This window comes from Klebsiella sp. BIGb0407, assembly GCF_024807845.1.
Lineage (GTDB): Bacteria > Pseudomonadota > Gammaproteobacteria > Enterobacterales > Enterobacteriaceae > JGM124.
Map to the genome: position 1 here is coordinate 156,390 of NZ_JANUEQ010000009.1, position 23,377 is coordinate 179,766.

General features: G+C 47.5%; 24 protein-coding genes. 5 read left to right on the plus strand and 19 right to left on the minus strand.

What is annotated here, in order from left to right; translation table 11 throughout:
- The first annotated feature begins 429 nt into the window (after positions 1-429).
- Entirely contained in the window at positions 430-726 is a 297-nt protein-coding gene (locus M2387_RS22060; RefSeq protein WP_259052688.1) for a hypothetical protein, read from the plus strand.
- Positions 727-990: 264 nt separating this feature from the next.
- On the opposite strand, the gene M2387_RS22065 is transcribed toward M2387_RS22060, so the two are convergent.
- Together M2387_RS22065 and soxR are read right to left on the minus strand one after the other, a co-directional pair.
- The gene (locus tag M2387_RS22065) at positions 991-2,340 is read right to left on the minus strand and encodes an NCS2 family permease (protein WP_259052690.1); all 1,350 of its coding nucleotides are present in this window, start codon (positions 2,338-2,340) and stop codon (positions 991-993) included.
- Positions 2,341-2,721: 381 nt separating this feature from the next.
- A complete protein-coding gene (soxR, locus tag M2387_RS22070; protein ID WP_259052692.1) occupies positions 2,722-3,180 on the minus strand; it encodes a redox-sensitive transcriptional activator SoxR in 459 nt (152 codons plus the stop codon).
- An 80-nt stretch (positions 3,181-3,260) separates the two neighbouring features.
- Between soxR and soxS the strand changes: the two genes are divergently transcribed.
- The 4 genes from soxS to M2387_RS22090 all read left to right on the plus strand — a co-directional run bounded on the left by soxS (position 3,261) and on the right by M2387_RS22090 (position 7,573).
- Positions 3,261-3,584 carry a superoxide response transcriptional regulator SoxS gene (gene soxS / locus M2387_RS22075; RefSeq protein ID WP_259052694.1) on the plus strand — a complete coding sequence of 108 codons (324 nt, stop codon included), beginning with the start codon at positions 3,261-3,263 and terminating at the stop codon, positions 3,582-3,584.
- Between the two features lie 314 nt (positions 3,585-3,898).
- Positions 3,899-4,174: a YjcB family protein gene (locus M2387_RS22080; RefSeq protein ID WP_259052697.1), complete on the plus strand. Its 276-nt coding sequence runs from the start codon at positions 3,899-3,901 to the stop codon at positions 4,172-4,174.
- Positions 4,175-4,685: 511 nt separating this feature from the next.
- Positions 4,686-6,071, plus strand: a complete 1,386-nt coding sequence (locus M2387_RS22085) for a diaminobutyrate--2-oxoglutarate transaminase (RefSeq protein ID WP_259052699.1) — start codon at positions 4,686-4,688, stop codon at positions 6,069-6,071.
- Between the two features lie 29 nt (positions 6,072-6,100).
- Positions 6,101-7,573 (plus strand): pyridoxal phosphate-dependent decarboxylase family protein, encoded by a 1,473-nt coding sequence (locus tag M2387_RS22090; RefSeq protein ID WP_259052701.1) that lies wholly within the window; start codon positions 6,101-6,103, stop codon positions 7,571-7,573.
- Between the two features lie 126 nt (positions 7,574-7,699).
- Here M2387_RS22090 and M2387_RS22095 read toward each other — a convergent pair whose 3' ends face one another.
- The 17 genes from M2387_RS22095 to M2387_RS22175 form a co-directional block, all read right to left on the minus strand.
- Positions 7,700-8,392 carry an amino acid ABC transporter permease gene (locus M2387_RS22095; RefSeq protein WP_259052704.1) on the minus strand — a complete coding sequence of 231 codons (693 nt, stop codon included), beginning with the start codon at positions 8,390-8,392 and terminating at the stop codon, positions 7,700-7,702.
- Positions 8,393-8,409: 17 nt separating this feature from the next.
- Positions 8,410-9,114, minus strand: coding sequence for an amino acid ABC transporter permease (locus tag M2387_RS22100; RefSeq protein WP_259052705.1), 705 nt, complete (start codon positions 9,112-9,114; stop codon positions 8,410-8,412).
- A 65-nt stretch (positions 9,115-9,179) separates the two neighbouring features.
- Positions 9,180-9,995 (minus strand): transporter substrate-binding domain-containing protein, encoded by an 816-nt coding sequence (locus tag M2387_RS22105; RefSeq protein WP_259052706.1) that lies wholly within the window; start codon positions 9,993-9,995, stop codon positions 9,180-9,182.
- Between the two features lie 23 nt (positions 9,996-10,018).
- The gene (locus M2387_RS22110) at positions 10,019-10,756 is read right to left on the minus strand and encodes an amino acid ABC transporter ATP-binding protein (RefSeq protein ID WP_259052707.1); all 738 of its coding nucleotides are present in this window, start codon (positions 10,754-10,756) and stop codon (positions 10,019-10,021) included.
- A gap of 12 nt (positions 10,757-10,768) precedes the next feature.
- Positions 10,769-11,335 (minus strand): peroxidase-related enzyme, encoded by a 567-nt coding sequence (locus M2387_RS22115; protein WP_259052708.1) that lies wholly within the window; start codon positions 11,333-11,335, stop codon positions 10,769-10,771.
- A complete protein-coding gene (locus tag M2387_RS22120) occupies positions 11,332-11,814 on the minus strand; it encodes a CMD domain-containing protein (protein ID WP_259052709.1) in 483 nt (160 codons plus the stop codon). Before M2387_RS22120 ends, M2387_RS22115 begins: the two co-directional genes overlap by 4 nt.
- The gene (locus tag M2387_RS22125; RefSeq protein ID WP_259052710.1) at positions 11,811-13,265 is read right to left on the minus strand and encodes an NAD(P)-binding domain-containing protein; all 1,455 of its coding nucleotides are present in this window, start codon (positions 13,263-13,265) and stop codon (positions 11,811-11,813) included. The genes M2387_RS22120 and M2387_RS22125 overlap by 4 nt, the downstream gene beginning before the upstream one ends.
- A 261-nt stretch (positions 13,266-13,526) precedes the next feature.
- Complete coding sequence (locus M2387_RS22130) at positions 13,527-14,486, minus strand: LysR family transcriptional regulator (protein ID WP_259052711.1); 960 nt, start codon at positions 14,484-14,486, stop codon at positions 13,527-13,529.
- A 95-nt stretch (positions 14,487-14,581) separates the two neighbouring features.
- Positions 14,582-15,394: an energy transducer TonB family protein gene (locus tag M2387_RS22135; RefSeq protein WP_259052712.1), complete on the minus strand. Its 813-nt coding sequence runs from the start codon at positions 15,392-15,394 to the stop codon at positions 14,582-14,584.
- 153 nt (positions 15,395-15,547) lie between these two features.
- Positions 15,548-16,534, minus strand: a complete 987-nt coding sequence (locus tag M2387_RS22140; RefSeq protein ID WP_259052713.1) for a FecR domain-containing protein — start codon at positions 16,532-16,534, stop codon at positions 15,548-15,550.
- On the minus strand, positions 16,534-17,028 hold the full coding sequence (locus M2387_RS22145; protein ID WP_259052714.1) for a sigma-70 family RNA polymerase sigma factor: 495 nt from the start codon (positions 17,026-17,028) through the stop codon (positions 16,534-16,536). Before M2387_RS22145 ends, M2387_RS22140 begins: the two co-directional genes overlap by 1 nt.
- Positions 17,029-17,219: 191 nt before the next feature.
- Entirely contained in the window at positions 17,220-19,781 is a 2,562-nt protein-coding gene (locus M2387_RS22150; RefSeq protein ID WP_259052715.1) for a TonB-dependent receptor, read from the minus strand.
- A 185-nt stretch (positions 19,782-19,966) separates the two neighbouring features.
- Positions 19,967-20,986 (minus strand): hypothetical protein, encoded by a 1,020-nt coding sequence (locus M2387_RS22155; RefSeq protein ID WP_259052716.1) that lies wholly within the window; start codon positions 20,984-20,986, stop codon positions 19,967-19,969.
- A 152-nt stretch (positions 20,987-21,138) separates the two neighbouring features.
- Entirely contained in the window at positions 21,139-21,687 is a 549-nt protein-coding gene (locus M2387_RS22160; RefSeq protein WP_259052717.1) for a fimbrial protein, read from the minus strand.
- A gap of 12 nt (positions 21,688-21,699) precedes the next feature.
- On the minus strand, positions 21,700-22,212 hold the full coding sequence (locus tag M2387_RS22165; RefSeq protein ID WP_259052718.1) for a fimbrial protein: 513 nt from the start codon (positions 22,210-22,212) through the stop codon (positions 21,700-21,702).
- Entirely contained in the window at positions 22,212-22,733 is a 522-nt protein-coding gene (locus M2387_RS22170) for a fimbrial protein (RefSeq protein ID WP_259052719.1), read from the minus strand. The genes M2387_RS22165 and M2387_RS22170 overlap by 1 nt, the downstream gene beginning before the upstream one ends.
- 12 nt (positions 22,734-22,745) lie before the next feature.
- Complete coding sequence (locus tag M2387_RS22175; RefSeq protein ID WP_259052720.1) at positions 22,746-23,372, minus strand: fimbrial protein; 627 nt, start codon at positions 23,370-23,372, stop codon at positions 22,746-22,748.
- Positions 23,373-23,377 lie beyond the last annotated feature (5 nt).

Below are 23,377 nucleotides of genomic sequence, written 5' to 3' on the forward strand. Positions count from 1 at the left end.
CTTAGTTCTGATATCGGTAAAAAAATCATCCTAAAACTGAGTTTAGAAGAGCGTTATTCCCTATCTGTAACAGAGGTGAGAGTAGAGTCAGGATATATCATTCTATATTGCATCTCCCTGCCTCCTGCACACAACTCCATATGACTGTTTTTTCACAAGAGACTTTATCTGCAGTCACTGAATTCGATAATAAAACAAATCATCGCCATGCTCCTGCCAGGAGAAATACAGTATAGCGGGTAGGTTACATTCGCATTTTTATTGATGCATTTTACAAATAGTCCTGACTCTGACTATGTTTCCGTGAGCCGGACACAAAGCCTGTTTTTAACTTCATCGTACATTCAATTTGCATTCTTATTTTCCTCTCATTTTCACGATAACCTTTTAAAAATAAAATACTTATCGTGATAACACGGAGATTGTTCAATGAATATATTTAAGAAGACTTTACTTGCTGCCACTCTGATTGCTTGCACCGCCAGTGCTTTTGCTGCACCGACTGAAAGAACCCGACCAGCGCCGCATAACAATGAACGCCCGGATTTGATGGGGCCACCACCAGCGCCACTCTATTTAATCATGCAACAAACTGATTCCCCCAATGAAACGCTGAACAATGTAGTCAAAAATGTTCCAGTCCTGGAAAAAGGAAAGCGCTACGAAATAAAACTAGAAGTGAAAGAATTACCCCCGGCACCACAAGAAATACCCACCCCCCAGTAATACAGGTTAAAGCCCCCGCCCCCCACGAAGGGGGCTTTTCTGTCTGAAACAAACTAAAACCATTTTCTGCAGGATGGTTTTGAATATCTTCTAAAAAACACCCTTAATACCCACAATACAGAGACGGCACGCGTGAGATATCGTCACTATCAGGCATAGCTTCAAGAATCGACGTTAAGGGTAAACGGGTACTGATATCAGCGGGGAAAGAAATGTTAAAGCCAGAGGGGCGAGTTACCTTCAGGTAACTCGCCTGCAAGAGGGTTAGATAGCCCAGCCACCTGCGTAGAAAACAACCAGTGCAACAGCAATGACCACTGTACCGATATTCAATTTACGCCATTCACCCGCAACGATGCGACCGATGACCAGAGAGGCGAAACCAATCATGATCCCGGTGACAATATTACAGGTCAGTACAATAAAGACCGCGGTAATTAACCCGGCCATCGCATCGACGAAGTCAGCAAAATCAAGTTTTGAGACGTTGCTTAACATCAGCAAGCCGACATACATCAGAGCAGGTGCCGTCGCGTAAGCAGGGACCAGATAAGACAGTGGTGATAAGAACAGGATGCAGAGGAACAATACACCCACAGTGAGAGCTGTCAGACCTGTTTTGCCGCCCGCCGCAGTACCCGCCGCAGACTCAATATATACAGCCGCAGGAGCCGCTCCGACCAGACCTGAAAACACGCTACTGACCGAGTCAGTGGTCAGCGCTTTACCGCCATCGATGATCTGACCATTTTTATCCAGCAGATTAGCCTGTCCTGCAACGGCACGAATCGTCCCGGTAGCATCAAAGACCGCTGTCATAACCAGAGCAAAAACGCTCGGCAGTACAATCGGGTCCAGCGCACCGAGAATATCGAGGCTACCCACTAACGAGTGGCCGGATTCATCTTGCAGAGAAGGCATTGCAAAGATGCCGGTGAAATGTACCGATGGGTCAAAAATCATTCCCAGGATAGATATCACGACGATAGTCAGCAGAATACCGCCAGGTACACGTAACTTCTCCAGACCAATAATAGCCGCCAGACCCGCCAGAGACATGATGACCGGGAAACTGGCAAAATCACCCAGGGCAACAGGCAGGCCATCCAGTGGATTTTTGACCACCAGGCCGACGCCATTTGCAGCGATCAGTAACAGAAACAGGCCGATACCGATACCCGCACCGTGCGCAACACCCATCGGCAAGTTACGCAAAATCCAGCTACGGATCCCGGTAACAGAGATAATGGTAAACAATACGCCCATCAGGAATACCGCACCCAGTGCAACGGGTACACTGATGCTTTGTCCCAGCACCAGGCTAAATGCCGTAAATGCAGTCAGGGAAATAGCACAACCAATCGCTAACGGCAGGTTGGCCCACAGCCCCATCAGGATGGAACCTAAACCGGCAACCAGACAGGTGGCAACAAAAACAGCTGTCGGTGGAAAACCCGCTTTACCCAGCATACTCGGTACCACAATGACCGAATAGACCATGGCTAAAAATGTCGTCAGACCAGCAATGAGTTCCTGGCGAACGGTACTACCACGCGCAGAAATTTTAAACCAGGCGTCGAGAGAACCGCCGGCACGTGGAGAAGGAGTAGACATACGAAACATCCCCTGAGATTTTTAGGATTCGATTCATCTGTACGAGGGAAAACTTACGTTATTCGTTATTTTGCTCTTTTGATAAAAGACGCATCAAAAAAGCAAACGTTTACCTTCGAACAAAAAATCAGTGCATGTGCCTTAAATAATTCGAGTTGCTTGTTAGCGCAGAGGTCATCGGGTCGATGACTGAAAGCAACACCCAAACAGCTTTAACTACGATGGGCAGAAAATGAAAGCAAACGATTATCCAGCCTTATTACTGCGATTTTCAACCTGAGTTTGATGATTTTCGTCAACAAAACGACGATAAGGTCATTTTATCGCCACCGTATGCGCAAACGTTATCGTTTTTGCGTAACAAATGACGCCTGAACGGAATTATTCGTCCAGCAAGAGTCTGGCTCCAGTCCCTTCGTCACCCAATTTATCGCCCGGATTTCGTAGCGGGCAATCCACTCCCGACAGGCACCCGCAGCCAATACAGCCATCTAACTGATCCCGCAGAGCAACCAGCATACGAATACGGCTATCCAGCTCCTCACGCCATACCGAAGAGAGATTCTTCCAGTCATTTTTATTAATCACGTGGTCATCTGAAAATGCGCTAAAAGCATCACTCACCGTGCTTAGTGGCAGGCCAATGCGTTGCGCCACCTTGATAATGCCGACGGTCCGCAGCACGTCACGCCGGTATCGCCGCTGATTACCCGCATTTCTGGTGCTATTGATAAGCCCCTTCGTTTCGTAGAAATGCAAGGTTGAGACAGCGACGCCACTACGCTTCGCAACTTCACCCGGCGTGAGCAGCGCTTTAATTCTATTTTTTTTCTTTTCCAAAATACGCTTTACCTCAAGTTAACTTGAGGAATTATACTCCACAAAAAAGTAATCGGCTAATTTGTAATCGAGGATAATTTATGGCGCACCAGGATATTATTCATACTTTAACTGAGTGGATTGATTCCCATATTGACCAGCCACTTAATATTGACGTTGTGGCAAAAAAATCAGGATATTCAAAATGGTATCTGCAACGTATGTTCCGCACCGTGATGCGTCAGACCTTAGGTGATTACATTCGCCAGCGCCGTCTGCAAATGGCCGCAGAGGAACTACGAGCCACCAAAAGACCTATTTTCGATATTGCGATGGACTACGGATATGTATCGCAGCAAACCTTCTCCCGCGTCTTCCGCCGCGCATTTGACCGTACTCCCAGCGACTATCGCCATCAGTGCTAGTTTTACCGGGGCCGCCGATCCTTCTTTAATAGATTTTTTCGGCGGTCGGCTATGGGTGACGACCCAATAGCTTAATCACTTGGCTCCCGCTCCTGACAATAAGTCCTCCCTCTCTTCAAGCTGCAGGTTGCCTTCGCTACGCTAAGCTAAAATGCACAAAAATCGACCTCGTAACGGATTGTCACAATAAAAAAGTGTGATAAACTTCACACATTCAAGTCAGGTAATCACTTTTATATTTTAACGCTTGTTCATTGGCTGTCGGTCTCTTTATCTGGCCTGCACTGATGTGCCTGCTTTAGAGGAACCGTTTTATGGGTACAATCACCGCTGGCGTCGTGTTAATGCGCTGGCCTTTAGTCAGTGCGATTCTGATGTTTATGGCAAGTACGCTAAATATTAAGCTACGCCGGTCGCACTACCCTGCTCTCGCTATTATCAGCACTATGATGGGTGTCACCGCTTCATGCTGGTTCGCTACCAGTCTGCTTGGCCTGACAGCCGCAGAAATAGCCACCAGCTGGCTGGCAGTGAAAGATTCGGTGATTGAAGTGATAAGCAATGCGCCGCCGGCCTGGCCAATACCTTAACGCTATCATGCTCTGCTGAAATCCTGCCTGCTGGCGGGATTTATTGTTTATTGATACTTCATTGATTTAAATACCCACTGACAGAGAGTTAAGTCTATCTATCCAGCTCTCGGGTTAAGCAATAAATAATTAATATTTCATCTGTGTTACACAAGACGAGTTCATATTTCTTATCACATTCTCTGATTTACTGCCGTTCTATTCTCTTATTACAACTTGCTTATCAATATAACGGGATACCTTATCTGACCGCCCCTTTCTGGTCAGGCCAGATATTAAAAATGATTATTATTAGATACCTGACACTCATTTTTAATCTTCATTCACGATTATATACACACTATTTGCATGGTTATCGCAAAAAACCAACGTAAGCGTATGTTTTTAATATGAAAAATTAATGATTGAGCAATGGGGTAAAAAGCCATATATTGTCGTCGTTTTATTTACCGTAGTTACCTTTTAAATTAATTCAACCGGTGAGCTTTGAGCCTCCGGTTGTAGGAGAGATATGATGACGGATAAAGTCCGTATTGACACTTTAGATGCACAATCTGCAAAAGCCACTAACGAAACTTATTTAGCGAGACAAGCTGAATTTGAATCTAATGTCAGAAGCTACCCACGCAAATTACCTTTCGCGATAGCTAAAGCTCAGGGCGCATGGATTACCGACGTTGAAAATAATCGTTACCTTGACTGTCTGGCGGGAGCCGGAACGTTAGCACTCGGTCATAATCATCCTGACGTTCTGCAGAGTATCCAAAATGTCCTTACCAGCGGCTTGCCGTTGCATACTCTTGATCTTACTACACCATTAAAAGATGAGTTTTCTGCTTATCTGCTCTCTTTACTGCCAGGTCAGGGTAAAGAATATTGCCTCCAGTTCTGCGGCCCATCGGGCGCTGATGCTGTGGAAGCGGCAATTAAACTCGCGAAAAAACATACCGGACGTAGCGGCATTATTAGCTTCTCTGGTGGTTACCATGGCATGACCCACGGTGCACTGTCGGTTACCGGCAACCTGTCACCAAAAGAAGCCATTAATGGTTTGATGCCTGAAGTTCATTTCCTGCCTTACCCTCACGAGTACCGTTGCCCGTTAGGCGTCGGCGGTGAAGCGGGTGTTGCAGCTCTGAGCTACTATTTTGAAAACTTAATCAATGACGTTGAAAGTGGCGTGCGCAAACCTGCTGCAGTCATTCTTGAAGCCGTTCAGGGTGAAGGTGGTGTTAACCCGGCACCCGCTGCATGGCTGCAACGTATCCGTAAAGTGACCCAGGAACACGGCATTTTATTGATCATCGATGAAGTTCAGGCTGGATTCTCTCGTACCGGTAAAATGTTTGCTTTCGAGCACGCCGGTATTGAGCCAGATATTATTGTTATGTCAAAAGCGGTCGGTGGTGGTTTGCCATTAGCTGTACTGGGCCTGAAAAGAGAGTTTGATGCCTGGGAACCCGGCCATCACACAGGTACCTTCCGTGGCAACCAGTTAGCTATGGCAACCGGTCTGACTACTCTCAAATATCTGAAAGATAAAAAAGTTGCCAATAAAGTTGCGCAGCAAGGCGAGTGGCTGAAAGGCAAGCTGAAACAGCTGCAAAAACGCTATCCTGCTATCGGCCAGGTCCGTGGTCTGGGTTTAATGCTCGGCCTGGAAATGGTTAAGCCAGATGAAGCGCAAGATCATATGGGTTGCTACCCGGCGGATGGTGCTATTTCTGCGCTGATTCAGAAGAAATGCTTTGAACATGGTTTGATTCTGGAGCGCGGTGGTCGCGGTGGTTGTGTTTTACGCCTGCTGCCATCCCTGCTGATAACCGATGATGAGCTGGAAATCTTCCTGAGCAAATTTGAACAGGCTCTGTTAGCTGCTGGCGTTAAGCCGGTCTGAGTGGACTGGTCTGAGTGGAGTCGTACCGAATGTCACAAATAAATCCAATTCTGGCCTCGTCAGCGCAAAGCATTGAAGCTTATCAGCAGGCGATTACGCAAAGTACCCAGGCAGTCATGCAATGGTTACAGCAGCCAGAAATGTATCAGGGTAAAACCGTTGCCGAGTTGCGCGAACGTATTGCACTGGATTTTAATCCTCAGGGCTTGGGTAACCAGGCTGCTATTGAACGTGCGATTGAGTACTTTCTGAAAGACAGCCTGTCAGTGCACCATCCACAATGCGTGGCGCATTTACATTGTCCAAGTCTGGTTATCAGCCAGGCGGCTGAAGTACTGATTAATGCAACTAACCAGAGTATGGACTCCTGGGACCAAAGCCCGTCAGCCACCATCATCGAGATGAAGCTGATTGAATGGCTGCGTGCTCAGGTAGGTTATACCGCTGGCGACGCAGGCGTTTTCACTAGCGGCGGCACACAGAGCAATCTGATGGGCCTGATGCTGGCGCGTGATGCCTTTTTTGCAGCTCAGGGTCATTCGGTACAACAAGATGGTTTGACCGGTAATCTGAAGAAAATTAAAGTCTTCTGTTCTGAGAATGCACATTTCTCGGTTCAAAAGAATATGGCTTTACTGGGCTTCGGTTATCAGTGTGTGACGCTTATCAAAACCGATAGCTTTGCCCGTATGGATCTCAATGATTTAGTCGAGAAAATTGCCAAGGCTGAAGCTAACGGCGACCAGATCATGGCGATTGTCGCGACCGCAGGAACCACCGATGCCGGTGCTATCGATCCGCTCGCTGATATTGCCCGTCTGGGTGCACAACACAATATCTGGGTGCATGTTGATGCGGCCTGGGGTGGCGCTCTGCTGCTGTCTGAAAAATATCGTCATTATCTTGATGGTCTTGAGCTGGTTGATTCTGTCACGCTCGATTTCCATAAGCAGTTCTTCCAGACCATCAGCTGCGGTGCATTCCTGCTGAAAGATGAGCGTCACTATGAGCTGATGCGTTATCAGGCCGCTTATCTGAACTCCGAATTTGATGAAGAGCAAGGCGTACCGAACCTGGTTTCCAAATCTCTGCAGACTACGCGTCGTTTCGATGCCTTAAAACTGTGGATGGGACTGGAAGCACTGGGACAGAAACAGTATGCCGCTATCATCGACAGCGGTGTGACTCTGGCTCAACAGGTAGCACAGTACATCGAAGAGCAGCCGTCACTGGAGCTGGTAATGCAGCCTCAGCTGGCGAGTGTCCTGTTCCGCTATCGTCCAGCCTCACAGGCCCTGGCAGATGACGCAAGCATTGCACTGCTGAACCAGAAAATTGGTGATGCTTTGCTTGCTTCCGGCCGTGCTAACCTCGGTGTGACTGAGCATAACGGTGTAACCTGCCTTAAAATGACCTTATTAAATCCAGTAGTTACACTGGAAGATATTAAGCGTCTGCTGGATCTGGTTGACGTAACCGCTACCCCGCTGGTTGCTGGCTAAACTCAGCAATAGTTATAAAAAAAGTCGCTCATGGGAAACCTTGAGCGACTTTTTTCTTTTTAGTTATCACATAAAAAAAACGGCCCGCACTTGCGGGCCGTCAGATAACGATAATCATTTTGTTAATCAGGTACGAACGCGCAGCATCGCTTCTACCTTATCGGCAACCTTGGTCACCACATAAGCAATAAACATATAGAACCCGACCGCAACCAGGAAGGCTTCCAGATAGTAGAAGTTAAGCGCTGCGGCAAGCTGAGCCTGAGCAAAGATCTCAACCACGCCGATAGCGAATGCCAGCGATAAGGCTTTCATGACCACCATAAAAGAGTTTGCCAGGTCAGGGATCGCGGTGACGATTATCTGCGGGAACATCACCCGACGGAATAACTGGCCGCTACTGTAACCCAGCGAAGCTGCGGCATCTGACTGTCCGCTATCAAAGGAGTTAACCGCACCTTTCCATACTTCAGCCTGAAATGCTGAAACACAGGCCGTTAATGCAACAATAACAATCACCCAGTTAGGAAGTGAGTGGGCATTCACTTCTATAGAAAATTGAGTGGCAATAAAGTCCAGCGCAGAAGGCAGCCCGTAGTAGGCAAGAAAAATCACCACGACCATCGGCATACCTTTAAAAGCCACTTTGTAAGCGAACACTAACTGACGCAGTACCGGGATACGGCGAAACTCAATAAACGCAAACAGCCCGCCAAGTAATGTCGACAGTAAAAATATCACGACCGCCATCAGGAGCGTGACAGGAACCACACTCAGGATGCTCCAGAAGTCAAAAACCAATACCTCAAAATCAAACATCAAGTTTTCTCCTTCATTCAGACGCTGGGGGTAAGCTTGACGCGAGTAGCCGATTTCGAGCTATATTTCGCGTGACGCCTTTCAAAGAAGCGAATAATCAGCCAGGCCACCAGACACATCAGCGAGTAGATAACAGCCAGTACCATATAGGTCGCAAATTGATACTGGTTATAGTCATGCTCCATAATCACATGGGCAGTCGCCATCAAGTCAGCAGCCCCGATATACATCACCAGCGCCACATTATGAATTAAATAAATAATAGAGTTGCCGTAACCTGGCAGAGCAAAGTGCACTGCTTGTGGGCCGACAACACGTTTCATTTTTTGGAAGAAGCTATAACCGAGGCTGTCAGTCGCATCGTGCTGGCCTCTCTCTACCGCCAGAAATGCCGGACGCATAACTTCAGACAGATAGCCTCCGTGGTAGAGACTTAAACCAATCATTGCCGCAATATTGGACGAGAAAAAGTCTTCAACCCCCACCAGCCCTGCAAGTAATGGCATGCCATAAAAGGCGACGAATAATTGCAGTACCACCGGCACACTACGTGCGTAAGACACATAGATATCAGCCAGTTGACTAAAAACCGGGATACGACGTACCCGAAAAAAGGTTACGATCAGCGCCAGAAAGAATCCGACAACGATCGCTGCGAATAATATACCCAGTGTTAATGGCATTGCCGTTAACAACTCAGGGAGCATGGTAGAGAGATCCATGGTGAAACACTCCTGCTATCAATGACTGCTAAAGCCCTGTATTAACAGGGCTTCAGGTAATTCTATTACTTCATATATTGTGAAACGTCTTCACCAAACCACTTCTGAGATATCTGGTCTAGCGTGCCGTCTGATTTCAGTTCTTTCAGGGCTTTAGTGATATCGTCATTCAGTGCCTGGTTTTTGGCAGAACGGTTAATCAGAATATAGGTCTGATTAACCACTACAGGTTCACTGGCTTTAATCGACAGTTTCTGGTTCTCAATAACCGTTTGCTGACCCAGGTTTGAAGGCAGGATCAGCGCATCATATTTACCTTTCTCAACTTCTTTCAGACGGTCCGGATAAGGAATACCTGCGCTGGAAGCCGTGATAGTAATTTTTTCATTCGGGTGGTCTTGCTGCCATTGAGTGACAAATTTATAGACACCACCACCAGCGGTAACCGGGACAATTTTCTTGCCCACCAGGTCTTTCATTTCTTTGATATCACTGTCATTACGACTGTAGATTTTCATCAGACTGGCACCCATTGGGGCATCAGGGATCAGGAACTGTTTACTGCGACTTGCTGCTTTATAGTAGCCGCCGGTCGCCATATCGTACTTACCGGTGACCAGACCCGTTTCCTGAGCGATATCAGCAGCACCTTCCATCACAAATTTATACTGTGGCAGTTTAGCGTTGATAGCTTTCAGAACATCAGGCTCATAACCCTGTGGCTCATAGCCGATAGCACCCCATGACAGAGGCTTAGATTCTGCTGCAGTAGCGATTTTTACCGTGCGGACTTCATCGGCAAAACTAGTATTGCTGAACAGCGCCAGAGCGATGATTCCAGGCATGGCGAGGCGGGATAACGTTTTTTTGATTGCAGGCATTTGTTTTACTCCCTTTAGAATAATTAGTATGAGTGTTCGGTATTAAGAAACTGCGCCAGACGTGGCGAAGTCGGATTGTCGAAAATCTCGGCCGGACTACCTTCTGCTGCTACAACGCCCTGATCCATAAACACGATACGGTTCGAGACACTTTTGGCGAATTGCATTTCATGTGTCACTAACAGTGAAGTAATACCGGACGAGGTCACATCTTTAATCACTTTTAACACTTCACCCACTAATTCCGGATCAAGGGAGGAAGTCGGTTCATCAAATAAAATCACATCAGGTTTCACTGCCAAAGCACGGGCAATACCGGTACGCTGTAACTGACCACCTGAAAGCTGGGAAGGATAGTGATCAAACTTTGCCCCAAGGCCTACACGCTCAAGTTCTTGCACTGCGATATCACGCGCCTGCTGCTTGGTTTTTTTCTGAATCACCACCAGTGGATCCATCACGTTTTCCAGTACCGTCATATTTTTAAATACGTTAAATTGCTGGAATACCATCGCGGTACGCAAACGAATCGCCTGAATAGTCGCTTTATTGGGTGACTGGTAGTCCATCTGGTGCTGATCGAGCACGATAGTGCCAGATGACGGCTTAGCCAGATAATTGATACAACGCAGCAGGGTTGTTTTACCGGTGCCGCTCGGGCCAATTATCGAAACCACGTCGCCTTTATTCACCGACAGGTTCACACCACGCAGAATGGGCGTTTCACCGTAGGACAAGGTGATATTTTTGAGATCTAACATTCTGTTCTGCCTCTATTTATTCATATCAGCATGGCCAAGCACATGCATCAGACGGTTGGCCCAGCCAAAAATAGCAATCGCGTGGATCAGGTCGATAATTTCACCGTCATCCATTCCCACCGCACGCAGTGCGGCAATGTCTTCCGGGCTCGCTTCGGCTGGCGTCACTGACAGACGTTGTGCGAAGCGATAGATAGCCAGGTTCCGGGCATTAAGCAGGTCATCACGCTCAAAGTAGATAGCACTCACTACCGCGTCATTTTCTGATAGCTGGGCATGGCGACGGGCATGCACCACGGCACAATATTTACAGCCATTCACAATAGAAGCACCCAGTGCCCCCAGTTCTCTGTCAGCGCGATCTAACCCGCCCTCAACATACATGATGGCGTTAAATAATACGGTGCGTGCTACATAGCTTTCCGGGTCATGAACCAAGGTGCGCACATACTCGGAAACCTTTTTATTGGATGGCGTTACCGCCATCGCCTCCAACTGAGCAGGTGTCGCCTGTGCGACTTCGACTGGCGTAATATACGGATGCCAGTGTAGGGGCTTCAGCGTTACGGATGGGATCATAATGACCTCAGCAGACGTAAACCCGCAATTACACGAGTCTGGAAATTAACAAATGCAATCAGCTCAGAAAGGGCAACTATCTGCGCGTTGTTGAAACCGGCCTGCTCCAGTAAACGAATATTCGCCTCTGTCGCTTCGGCCGGAGACTGTGTGACCATGTCAGAATGACGTGCCAGAGTCGCCAAGGGTTCTGCAAGGTTATGCTCACCACGCGCCAGGACTTGCAACTGCTCTGCGGGCTGATACTGCGCCAGTTGAGTCCGGTAATCCTGCTGCAATGCACTGTCGTTATTCAGCGTTGCGATACGAAGCGCCAGGGCTAAACGTAAATCAATCGCCAGCCCCTGGTCATCCCGGGGTGCCAGAACGGATTCCAGGCATTGCTCTGCACCGTTAACAAACTCAGGGCGCTGGCGGCGAGTAAGCGCTAACGCATCCTCTGGTAATAGCCCGACGACTCTATCAATAGCGTCACTCACAACGCATTCTCCTGTTTGAGTAAGGGGGTTGAATCCACCCATTCATCGCCCTGCAATTCAGGAACATCAAACGCCTGCAAACTGGCATAATGCTGTTCAATATCTTCAGCAAATAGCGAGGCGATAATGCCGCGTGCCAGGCGATCGGCCCCGGCACTGACAGCCGGAATATCCCCTGAGACTTTGCCGTGAGTCAGCATGGCGGCATCGTTGAAACAATAGATATGTGCCAGAATTGGGCACTCACCCGCTGTCCGCTCACGGAATTCAAATGAGGGCCCCAGGTCGGGGGCTTCCAGCATGCTTTGGCGGGCATTGCCCATGGCGCTGTTATAACGACCATCAGCCCAGCTGCGGATATAAGGTGCAATAGCCGCAAATTCCGGACGACCGTGGAAGTTATTGGTAAAGCCCGTTGCGGCTATCAGATAGTCGTAATGCAATGCGCCCTGGGTGGTTTCTAATAACAAACCATCTTCCTGCTGTTTGACGCTATTCACGCCACAATCAAGGAAGAATCGTGCATTTTCATGCCTGGACACCCGCAGCGTGGAAGAGCGTGGCGGCGGAGTCTGAGTCGATGAAGTGTAATCAACAAATTTCCATTTCCAGTCGTCGGCCAGCAAATGCATACCATGCACCACGCCCTGACTACCGATACCGGTCATTTTGTTAATACGCGGCATGGCTTTACGGCGGATAATTAAATCCACAGCCGCAGCGCCATTTTCCAGCGCAGTGGCTGCGTTATCCATCGCCGAAGCGCCCGCTCCGAGAACAGCAATACGCTTACCTTGTAAGGCATTGAAGTCTATTTCATCGGCAGAGTGCGCCCAGAATTTACGGTCTATACCTGCGAGGAACTCAGGTACTGCAAAACCGCCGAGCCCTGAACGCCCGGTCGCGAGTACCAGACGGCGGGTGTAAACCAGACCGGTCTCTTCACCACTCAGTTCAAGCGCCAGTAAATCGTCAACCGGCGTTATGCGAGTAACACGTACATTGTTATGCACAGGCAGATTCAAAACGTTGCGATACCAGATCAGGTAGTCCATCCACTGGTCTTTAGCGATTTTATCCAGCGCCTGCCAGGATTCACGGCCCCACTGGGCAGTAAACCATGCCCGAAAGGTGAGCTGAGCCAGACCTAAAGCCGGGCCATGCAGACTCTTTGGTGAGCGCAAGGTTTCCATACGTGCAAAAGTCACCCACGGACCTTCTAAACCCGCGGCTGCCGCATCATAAGCCACCACATTGCTCACGCCGGACAGCTGTAATTTTGCTACCGCAGCCAAGCCGCACATTCCTGCGCCAATCACCACCACATCACGCACCGGCTTACCGTCGTGCAGATGTTCAGGTACCCAGGACTTAGCGGGTAGTTCAAGATATTCCAGATCTTGTCTTAGCTGAGCTTCCAGCGCGACCAGACCATCGGCAGTATGTGTCATATAAATATTCCCTGGAGTAAACGGCAGCGTAGGCTTGTGAAAACGGCTATATCACAATAATGACTATGCATTTTCACTATATGCATAACGCATAATAAACCGTTAATAATTTCAAAAACACATAATAAGAACTAAGGCTTCGCATGTTCCTCTTGACCCGAAATAGAGTCAAGAAGGAGGCTCACATTTTAACCAATCGATTTATTATATCTTATGCATTAAAAGATATAAGGTGTGGGAGAAACCCGGAGGCTCAAGGAATTAATCCTGATTAATTAAGCGCATTATGCGCTGATGCTCGCCCGGAGGCAGGCATTCAAATTCAGGTAGCAGCCTTGTCGCCGCTGCCGCCAGCGCTTCAATAAGTGCTTGTACTGGTGCTGAAATTTGTCGTCCCTGTGGCGTAGTCACACCAAAGAAGTACGGAATTTTTTCGACTAAAGGACGAATAACAACACCCGGCATAGGGACACCCCAGCCCGTCACCGGTTCAAGAATAGCCACTCCCAGCCCCGCCCGTACACAACCGAGAATATTCGCTGAGGAGTTAGTTTCAATGGTTTCAGATAAAGGCGCTTTGACCTTTTTCAGTGCCTTTTCATAGCGACCACGCAATCGCTGTGGGCTCCAGGGCACGATAAAACGCCGCCCTGCCAGCTGGCTCAGTTGTATCTCAGGTTCTACGGCCAGAGGATCGCTCTCTGGCAAAGCCACCACACAGCTCGACTGCCCTATCCAGTGCAACTCCAGAGCATGGTGCTCCAGAGGCAGGCTACATAATCCCAGATCGGCACTTCCCGTAATCACCGCATGAGCGGTTTGTTCCGCCGAATCACTAAGGATTTGTACTTTATTCTGTAAATTCAGCGCCGCTAAAGCCTGCGGAAGTAAGCCTGCGGCCAGCGCAGGAGTCGCGGCAATATTTAACGGCGGGTGTTGCTGGTGAGAAATTTCAGTCGCGCGCAAACGGACTTGCTGTAATGATAACAACGCTTTCTGAACATATTGATAAAGCTGGAGCGCTTTTTCTGATGGGTGAATTCGCGGGCCATTACGGATAAATAGTGGATAGCCTAGTGACTGTTCTAATTCCTGAATTTGCCGTGAAACCACAGGTTGTGAACGACTCAGTGCTTTTGCTGCCGCCGTCACACTGCCGGCAGAAATGACCGCCGAAAAAGCCTCCAGCTGCCGTAAATCCAGGTCATTTAAGATTACCATCGCACGTTTTTCCCCGACTTATTGACTGACTCCCGGTAACAATACGGGAAAAAATCCATCATAGAGAGAGTCAGGGGAATTAGCCACTGCCGCCGTTACTGACGTAAATCAAAACGAATGGGCAAGGTAATAGTGATTTGAGATTTTCCCTCTGCCATGTCGTTTGGAAGTGCGGGTAAAGGAGATGCCCGCTCAGGCAGTGCCAAAGCTTCTTTATCGAGAGACGGCACACCACTGCTTCTGGCCAGGCTGACATTTAATACCTGTCCAGCACGATCCAGCGTCAGATTAAGCAGCACTATCCCCCTTGCCTGCTGACGAAGAGCCTGGGCGGGATAACGCTTATAGCGCTCAAGTCGCTGTAATAGCAGGCTTGTCCAGTTACTTTGTTGATGCGTCGGCATATTCACCGTATTTGCACCGGGTGCAATCTGGTTGGGCTGTGGATTACCCATAGCGGTACTGGTCACGGATGCTGGCGCAGCCGGTTTGTCAGCCTTCGTTTCGACGGGGGCTTTCACGGGTTGCGATTGTACTTTCGGCTTAGGCTTTGGCTGAACTTTTTTAGCGACAACAATTTCCGGATCGGGTGCAACCGTGGGTTTAACCGGGACATCTTCCTGGGTTTTTACTGCCGTGACGGGCGGAGCGACGGCTTGTTTCTGTCGGACTTCATCTGGCTTATCTTCAACGACAGCCGTGGATTCTGGCTGAATACTTGGCAGTAACATAAACGCCATCGGCGTGAATGAAGCCGCCGGCTGGATTAAAACCGGCTGATAGGTCAGCCAAAAAAGTAATCCACCATGTAACAAAAGAGCCAGTAATAGCCCACTTCCCCATGGAATGGGATTACGGGGCTCTGGCCAGAACAGGGCAGATGGTTTTATTGATGAGGCAAAAGACATTGCAAAATAGCTCCACTGGCTAATGTACTGTCACATTCAGTTTGTGTGGTTTATCGGTAGGAATATAAGGGAGGTCACCCATCAAGGTGAAACGGGCATAAAAAAAATAAAATCATGACATTATATTGTGATTATATAAAAACCAGGGGTATTTCACTTAGCGGATAAGCTAACCCAGTACTTAGACAGACGATTTATCTTCACGGGAAGAATTGTTGGAAGTATATCAAGGATTTTATCGGTATCAGCCAGCAGGAAAACACCGGACAAACGTAGTGATGCAATATCTTCATCGCAACGAATAGCACCGGAGCGATAACGATTCAGAGCCCGTAAAAAATCACCCAGTGACATATCGTCGGCCAGCAATTTCCCCTGCACCCAACCCGGCTCCACCTCTCCCTGATGAATTTCCCCATAATGTTCCTCATTCAGCCAGCCCCCCTGCCCTGGTTCAATCCGTGGGCTTATCTGGCGACCATCTTGCGGGCTAAGACAAACCGCTCCCTGATACACTGCAACACGGGTTTGCTCTTCCAGCAACTGCACCCGAAAACGGGTCCCCAATGCTAAAATTCGACCATGGGGAGTGATAATGCTAAAGGGGCGAGGATTCGCCTGATGACGCTCTTGCTGACCAGTCGTTATCAGTAAATCACCGCTTAATAACTCAATTTGTCGCTGGTGTTCATCGTACTGCACATTTAAAGCGGTCTGGGTATCGAGTAATAACTGACTACCTTCACTGAGTGTGACCTGCCGCTGCTCACCCGTTCCCGTCCGGTAATCTGCAGCCAGTGTTTGCCAGCCACCGTTCTGACGCCCCCATTCCAGCCCACCTCCTGTCAGACACAATGTTGCCACCAGCTTCAGTAAGGTACGACGGCCGGGATCTTTAAGCGAAGAAAGGCTTTTATGTGCAACCGAACCATCAATCTGCTTAAACCCGGCACAAATGGATTCAATATGGCGCCAGGCGCGTTCATTATCATCGCTTTGTGTACGCCATTGCTGCCAGTCAGACTTATCCTTCTCGCTCACCTCATCAGACATCAGCAGCGTCAACCAGGAAGCAGCGGCATAAGCGCTGTCAGCATTAATGGGTTGACCATGACCATCAACAAGTGATTGCTGCCTCATCAGTTAAGGGCAAAAAAGCATTGGAGGTTAGCGCGTTGCAGGTACTGCTTCACCGAACTGGTTGAAATACGAAGTCGCTCAGCAATATCGCTATAACGCATACCTTGAAGATGCGCGAGCAGGAAGGCTTCTCTGACCGGTGCAGGCAGACCATCAAGCGCACTGTCAATTTTTTCCAGCGTTTCCAGAATAACCCAGCGATCTTCAGGTGAAGGGTGAAGGTATTCAGGCTGAAGAGTCAGCGCATCAAGATAAGCATCTTCCAGCGTTTTACGCCGGTAATGGTTTGCAACCAGACGCCGCGCAATAGTCGCAAGAAAGGGTCGTGGCTGACGGATAGTGAACAAATCCGGACTCATCAGGATATTCAAAAAAGTATCCTGAGTTAAATCCTTTGCTTGCTGGGGACAGCCGACTTTGTTACGTAGCCACTGATATAGCCAGCTCTGATGCTCGCAATACAGTTGCTGCGCCACCTGTTGGGAGCTGGGCATTGTTTTACTCATCATTGATCTATATCAAGGAGCGATCGCGTGTGGAATGATAATAATTATTATTTGCATTTTCGTCTTCTAGTGTCAAGACGTTACACGCTATTAATTCGTCGGCTGTATATCAGGGCAGGAAAGTGGCTAAGACAAGATGCTGGCAACAGCTGAAATACCGCGGTTGCCAGCGAGCCGAATCAGAATTTCTGGGAAATACTCATCTTAATATTACGTCCTACACCGGATACGGACTCACCCAGGTACGGATAGTAATTCGTGTTGAATAAGTTATCGACAGCAACACGAGCCTCTAACCCTTTGATCTGTTTTGGTTGCCAGGTCGCAAACAGCCCTTGTAGGGCGTAACCTTTGGTGGCTGGTAATGCCCAGACGCCTGCTAACGGATCCCCTTCTATCGGCGAGCGGTCTTGCTTACGCACTAAGTCAGTCGTCCAGCCAAGCGCCATATCCAGTTCGGGAATTTTCACACCCAGTGTCGTGTGTACGGTGGTAGGTGGAATTTCAGGGATCCAGGTTTTATTACCCCATGGGTCGCGGGGAGAAGCATCCCGTTCGCCGCTGATGGTCGAAAATGACAGGCTCCCGAACATACGGTTGCTGTCATAGAAGGATTCGATCTCCAGCCCCTGAATGGTATAACCTGGCAGGTTGCGATAGTTGGATAACGGCGTACCACAATCAGCCTGTGCATTGCTGCTTCGTTCTTCACACAAGACCCCGCGGCGTAAGAAAATCTCCCCCTTACCTCTATTGCGGAATACCGTTGTCCGCACCTGAACACGGTCATCATCCGCCAGCACATTGTCATAATTCAGGATCACGCCACCACGCACACTGTTGATTTTTTCAACCTTAAGATTGCGACTGGTTCCTGAAACATTCGAAAGCGCATACTGCATGGTGTACTGCTCATCAATCGTCGGAGCACGCCAGGTACGGGTAACATCCGCAAACAGAGAGATATTGGGGGTCGCTTTCCAGACCAGACCGAGAGCGGGTGTCAGGCCGGTGTAACGTTTACTGCTGTAATCGTGACCAACGGAGGGATCCTTGCTGTTATACATATCAGCCACGTTTTGGTACCCTTCATTGAGCACGTTATCGTAGCGTATGCCCGGCGTTACCGTCACACTACCGAGCGTCATACTGTCCTGAATATAAAGACTTGTGGTTTGCTCTTCACCGGCGGGCATATAGGCTGGCTGGAAGAAACCATAATTATAATCAGGTCTGTTTTTATAACTTGGATAATACATCATGGTATTACGTTTATTATGATGCCAGCTGATACCAACCTCTAGCTGGTGATCCACGGGCCCGGTACTGAACAGACTCTTGTTGCTCCCCTCAAGTAAATTATCGGTATAGTCAACCCAGCTTTCATTTCCCAAGGACCCAAGATAACTTCCGGTGGCAGCGTTATCTGGTCTCGCATCATTCTGCTTGGTTTTCGAATAGGCATAGTTCAGCGTCAGGTCAATCCAGGGGTTATCTGCTGGCGCAAGATTCCATTTAACAGAATAGTTTTCATCCTGTTGCTTCCGATAAACCAGCTTCCGTCGCCAGGCACCTTCATAACCATATCTGTCGATATCTGCCTGAGAGGGGGCTGCCATTTCATCACGTTTTGCGGCAAAAGGTTGCCAGCCGTTAGCCTCAGAATACATTGCGGAGAGCGTCAGTGTTTGTGCATCGGTGAGATAGAGATTCGTTTTTGCCAGGTAAGTGCCCTGCTTATTCGCAGAATAGGCAAAACGCGTTCCCGTAGGACGCATAATATCGCCACCATCTCGCTTGCTCATATAGAGTAATCCGTCAGCAAAACCTTCCTCGGTTCTGCCATATAGCGCACCGCTGTAAATATTCTGGTTATCATTGGTATGGAAACTGTACTTCGCCATACCACCAAAATTCTCTCCAGCTTGCAGCAAGTCACTAGCATCTTTCGTGACAATTTTAATACTACCGCCAAAGCCACCATTACCATTTGCCAGGTTAAATGGCCCTTTATCCACATCAATCTGCTTGATCAATTCCGGCTCAATAAAGACCGAACCCTGGCGATATTTTTCAAAACCTTTTGGCGCACCATCAAGGGTTATCTTGATATCTTCCATGCCCCCCATACCCCAGATATTCAGGCTTTGCCCGCCGGGACGCGGCGATCCCGCGGAGGAGACACCGGGCAGCTTATCGAGTAGAGCCGCCACATTATCAGCCTGAATACGTTCAATATTTTCTTTTTTCAGGGTAGAGCGTCCTGCCACAACGCTATCATCAAGACCGCTCACTACAGAGAGTTCCGGAACAATAAATGTGTCCTCTGTCGATGATTCGCCGCTATTAATCAGACGGTAAGTGCCTCCCTCGCTGACAGCCTGTAGCCCGCTACCCGCCAACAGCTGATTAAAAGCCGCCGGTACGGAATACTGCCCTTTTAACCCGGCACTGGTTTTATTACGCGTTTGTTCCGGGGTAAAAATCAGCATCACATTGGCTTCATTGGCAAGCGTCTGAAGAGCACTGCTGAGTGAACCCGCAGGAATAGAAAATGCCGTTGATGTGTTCAGACTTGCCGGTTGTTCGGCGGCCAGCGAGAAAGTGGGTAAACCAGAAGAGAGTACTAGCAGCCCCGCCAAAGACGCGCGAACAGTGATGGCAAGCCGACTCGGAAGCAAGGCAGGATGTTGATTTTTATCGGAAATAGCCTGGGCTTTTCCGTTATATTTGTTGTTCATTTGATGTCTCTGAATGTTAGCTATCATAAATCTTCATCAGAGAGGTCACGCGAAACAGCAGATCGGGCAGAAGAAAATTTTTAAATTAAAAAAAATAAAAAAGATGAGGTTATCGTTAGAATAAAAAAGGTTCAATTTTCAGTAAAAATTGAACCTTTTCAATCATCAATATTAATTATATATACTTACTCATAGTTGAGCGTAATAATCATTGACTGAGTATATTCCCCAGGAATTAACGTATCCGACGCTGTAATTTTAGCAGTCACATTCTGCGAACGTAAGGTTTCATCTGCAGCATACGTCACTGTTTTTGATTCCGTGCCAGAGGAACTAAAATACACCGGAATGGTTAATCCTCCTGTCGTGATAATATTCGTATTTCTATCGTTAGATTTTCCAATCGTCGCGGTTACTGACGTATTACCATTACACTGTGTATAGAGTTTAGTCGAGCCTTGAGTTCCCAATGCGGTAGTTGTATCAACGGTACCTAAATTAATATTGCCATCTATCGAAAAATTACAAGCTATCGTTTCACTAGGATCGATAATTGGCGGCGTAGGAAGTGGTGGATCTCCTAAACGGAATATCGTGTCACACCCGGAATAGTCAACCTGCAGGTAAGGCCTGGCATTAGGAATATCCTGAGAGCTGTGGACATATGTGGGTTTACTACGATTTCCATCAGGAAAATATATTCCTGATGGACCAGTAGTTACATATACGTATCCTGCTAAACTCTGCCCCCTGAAGGTAAATTGATAGCCTTCAGGAACAGCACCACCACTAGCCCATTCAATTTTATAATATGAACCGGCGCTTTGAGGACTGCCAGGGCTGGAATATAATGCCCCCATGGACTGAGTGAATGATGTGACCACCGATGGTTGATAGACCCCCCATCCCGCCATCGCCCAGCTCGCACCTGATGATTTATAACAAGCACGAGGAAATGTCGCCGTTATAGTACCCGGAAAACGATACCGCATCGTCGAAATAGTCCGGGTTTGTCCATCATTCTCACTGACCCCTCTCCAGGAACTTCCTGTTGGTTCGATCTCCATTTCGCCGCTGTGATCGATTGTTATCCCCGAATTAACTGCTGCGCTGCCACCAAAAGAAAACATTCCGGAATAGAGAAATTCCACGCCCGCATTTGCAGAACCATTGGCTATTAATAATAGTAAAAGTAGTTTTTTCATAAAATCTCATCTTATTTTAAGATAAACTCACCGACGTCTGGCCTTATTCTATTCATCATCATAAATAAAATGACATTTTATTTATCAGCCTAATCAGTGATTTCACTCAGTCAATAGCGCTAAATGGATGGGCATTTTGCTCATCTTGCCGACTACTCATAACTCATAATATAGGTCAACACTGCATTAAAAAAACCAGGCTCGATAGCCTTATCAGCCAGAGCCTCTTGAGTCCCTTGGACAAAAGCCTTCATCTGAACCGTCATATCGCCATCGACAATATTAACTTTATAGGGGGCAATATTGTTGATATTAATCGGTGTGCCACTCATACTTTCCAGGCCAATACCGGCTCCTTTTGCTGAACTACTCGCACTAAATGCCAGTAACCCATCGGATGTCATTGGACCACTGAAATATATCGCAATAGTATTTCCCAGATCGGTATCACAGTCTTTCAGCTCAAATGAAACCAGCTTTGGTGCTGTCCTTTTAAATCTATACAGCGACTTGGTGGGAATAACGCCCATATCGACATAAATATCTTCGGTGCCTGGCGGTACCGTACAAGGCAGAGCAACCAAGGTACCTGAATAGTTAATTGTAGCATTGTTTGCTGCATGGGCAGGGGTCATCGTCAGCAACAATGCTGATGCCGCCATTACTAAAAATCCCCACAGGATAGTGAGTTTTTGTTTCATCCCTATCTCTCCTTATGGATAACGTATTTCAACGCGACCGGTAGCAGTAAATGAACCTTCAGAGGGTGGGGTACTATCCTTCACTGGCACAGCTTCCAGATTGATATCATATTTCCCACCACTTGACATCGTCACAGGAATATCCTGATTGTTGGGGGGAATAGCATCATTGGTCCCGGCATGATACATAATAATACCTAAATTCGCCTTACTGGTTTGTAATGCATTGGAGTTAAAGGATGCGACCATTCCTTCATAGCCTAAATAAAGCGGCACGCTGGTACCTAACGTATTCTGGCATTCAATGGTTATCTTAAATGGCTGTTTATATCTTGTACCATCAATTTGCGAAATACCAATTTCATTGAATTCGACATCAACTGAATTAATATCACAAGGCGGATAATCAATTAATGTACCATGAAATGTTGCGGGTACCGCTCTGACTTGCAGAGAGAAAAATAATGATGATAATATCAATAACGTCAATACAACTAAGTCAATGTTAACTTTATTTTTGAACATTATTGATACTCCACATTAAAAGTTGCTGTGGCAGTAAACTCACCATCGTCAATTCCCCCAACCAAACTCGCTACTGCTAATACAGATAAAGAAGGTAGCGTATTCGTGTAGGTAAAATTCTGCCAGGTATTTAAATCAAAATCCTTGCCATCCTTTTTAAACTGCAAACCTAAATCTCTTTCTGAGGTTTGCAATAAAGTGTTATCAAAAAATGCCCCCGCTCCTATGAATTGTAATCGAAGTAATTGCCCGGCGGGTGCCTCACCACAGTCTAATGTATAAGGAATAGGTTGCTCATATATCCCATCTTTAATTTTATTAATGATCATGTCATTAAATTCTACCGTGATAGGGTTATTATTATTTACTTCGCAAGTTTTGGTTACAATAGTAACTTTCACATCAAAATTGACGCTATCAGAAACGGCATAACTCAGCGAGCTCCACGTTGACAGGCCTAGCACTATCAATGCTAACACCACTACTGATTTTGACTTAATATGCAATTTCTGCTGTTTCATCAATTAATCCTCTTATTCGTACAACATTTCAAATGAAATGAGGGCAGAATAAGCGCCTGGCTGCATAATTTCTGCGGTACGTACAGGGGTGACATAATAAGTTAATACATTCTGCCCGGAATCAATCAGCAGTGGATTACTTTCTTTATCTAATGTCAGTGGCTGCCCCTGACCAGTACTGAGTTCCAGCCCCAAACCTTGAACCCCCATAACCCTGGCAAACTGCGGCATAAAGGGTACTGAAGGAGCAACAAAACGTATTTTAACTGCGGGCTGAGTTGGGCTCCATGCCACTTGTCCTGTCTGCAGGTTTTTTAAATTGCTTTGCATTTGCATACAATCTTGCAGTTCTATCTGGAAAGGGATCGGCTGTCCCTTGGAACCAACACGAGGAAGATTCGCCGTCTCGGTATTACCTAAATCAACCGCCTGATAGGCTGAAGTCATCGATAACCGGCAAGGGCTCTCAGTCAGAGAACCTGAAACGTAGAGTACGCCATTGGCACCATCGACATTCCAGTTATCAACAGGACGGTAGAGACGGCTATTCTCATCTGTCGCAGTAACATTCAAGCTGCATACCAATGTACTGCCCAGTAAAAGGGCCTGCCAATAACACAGCATTTTTTTATTGAGCATTTGCC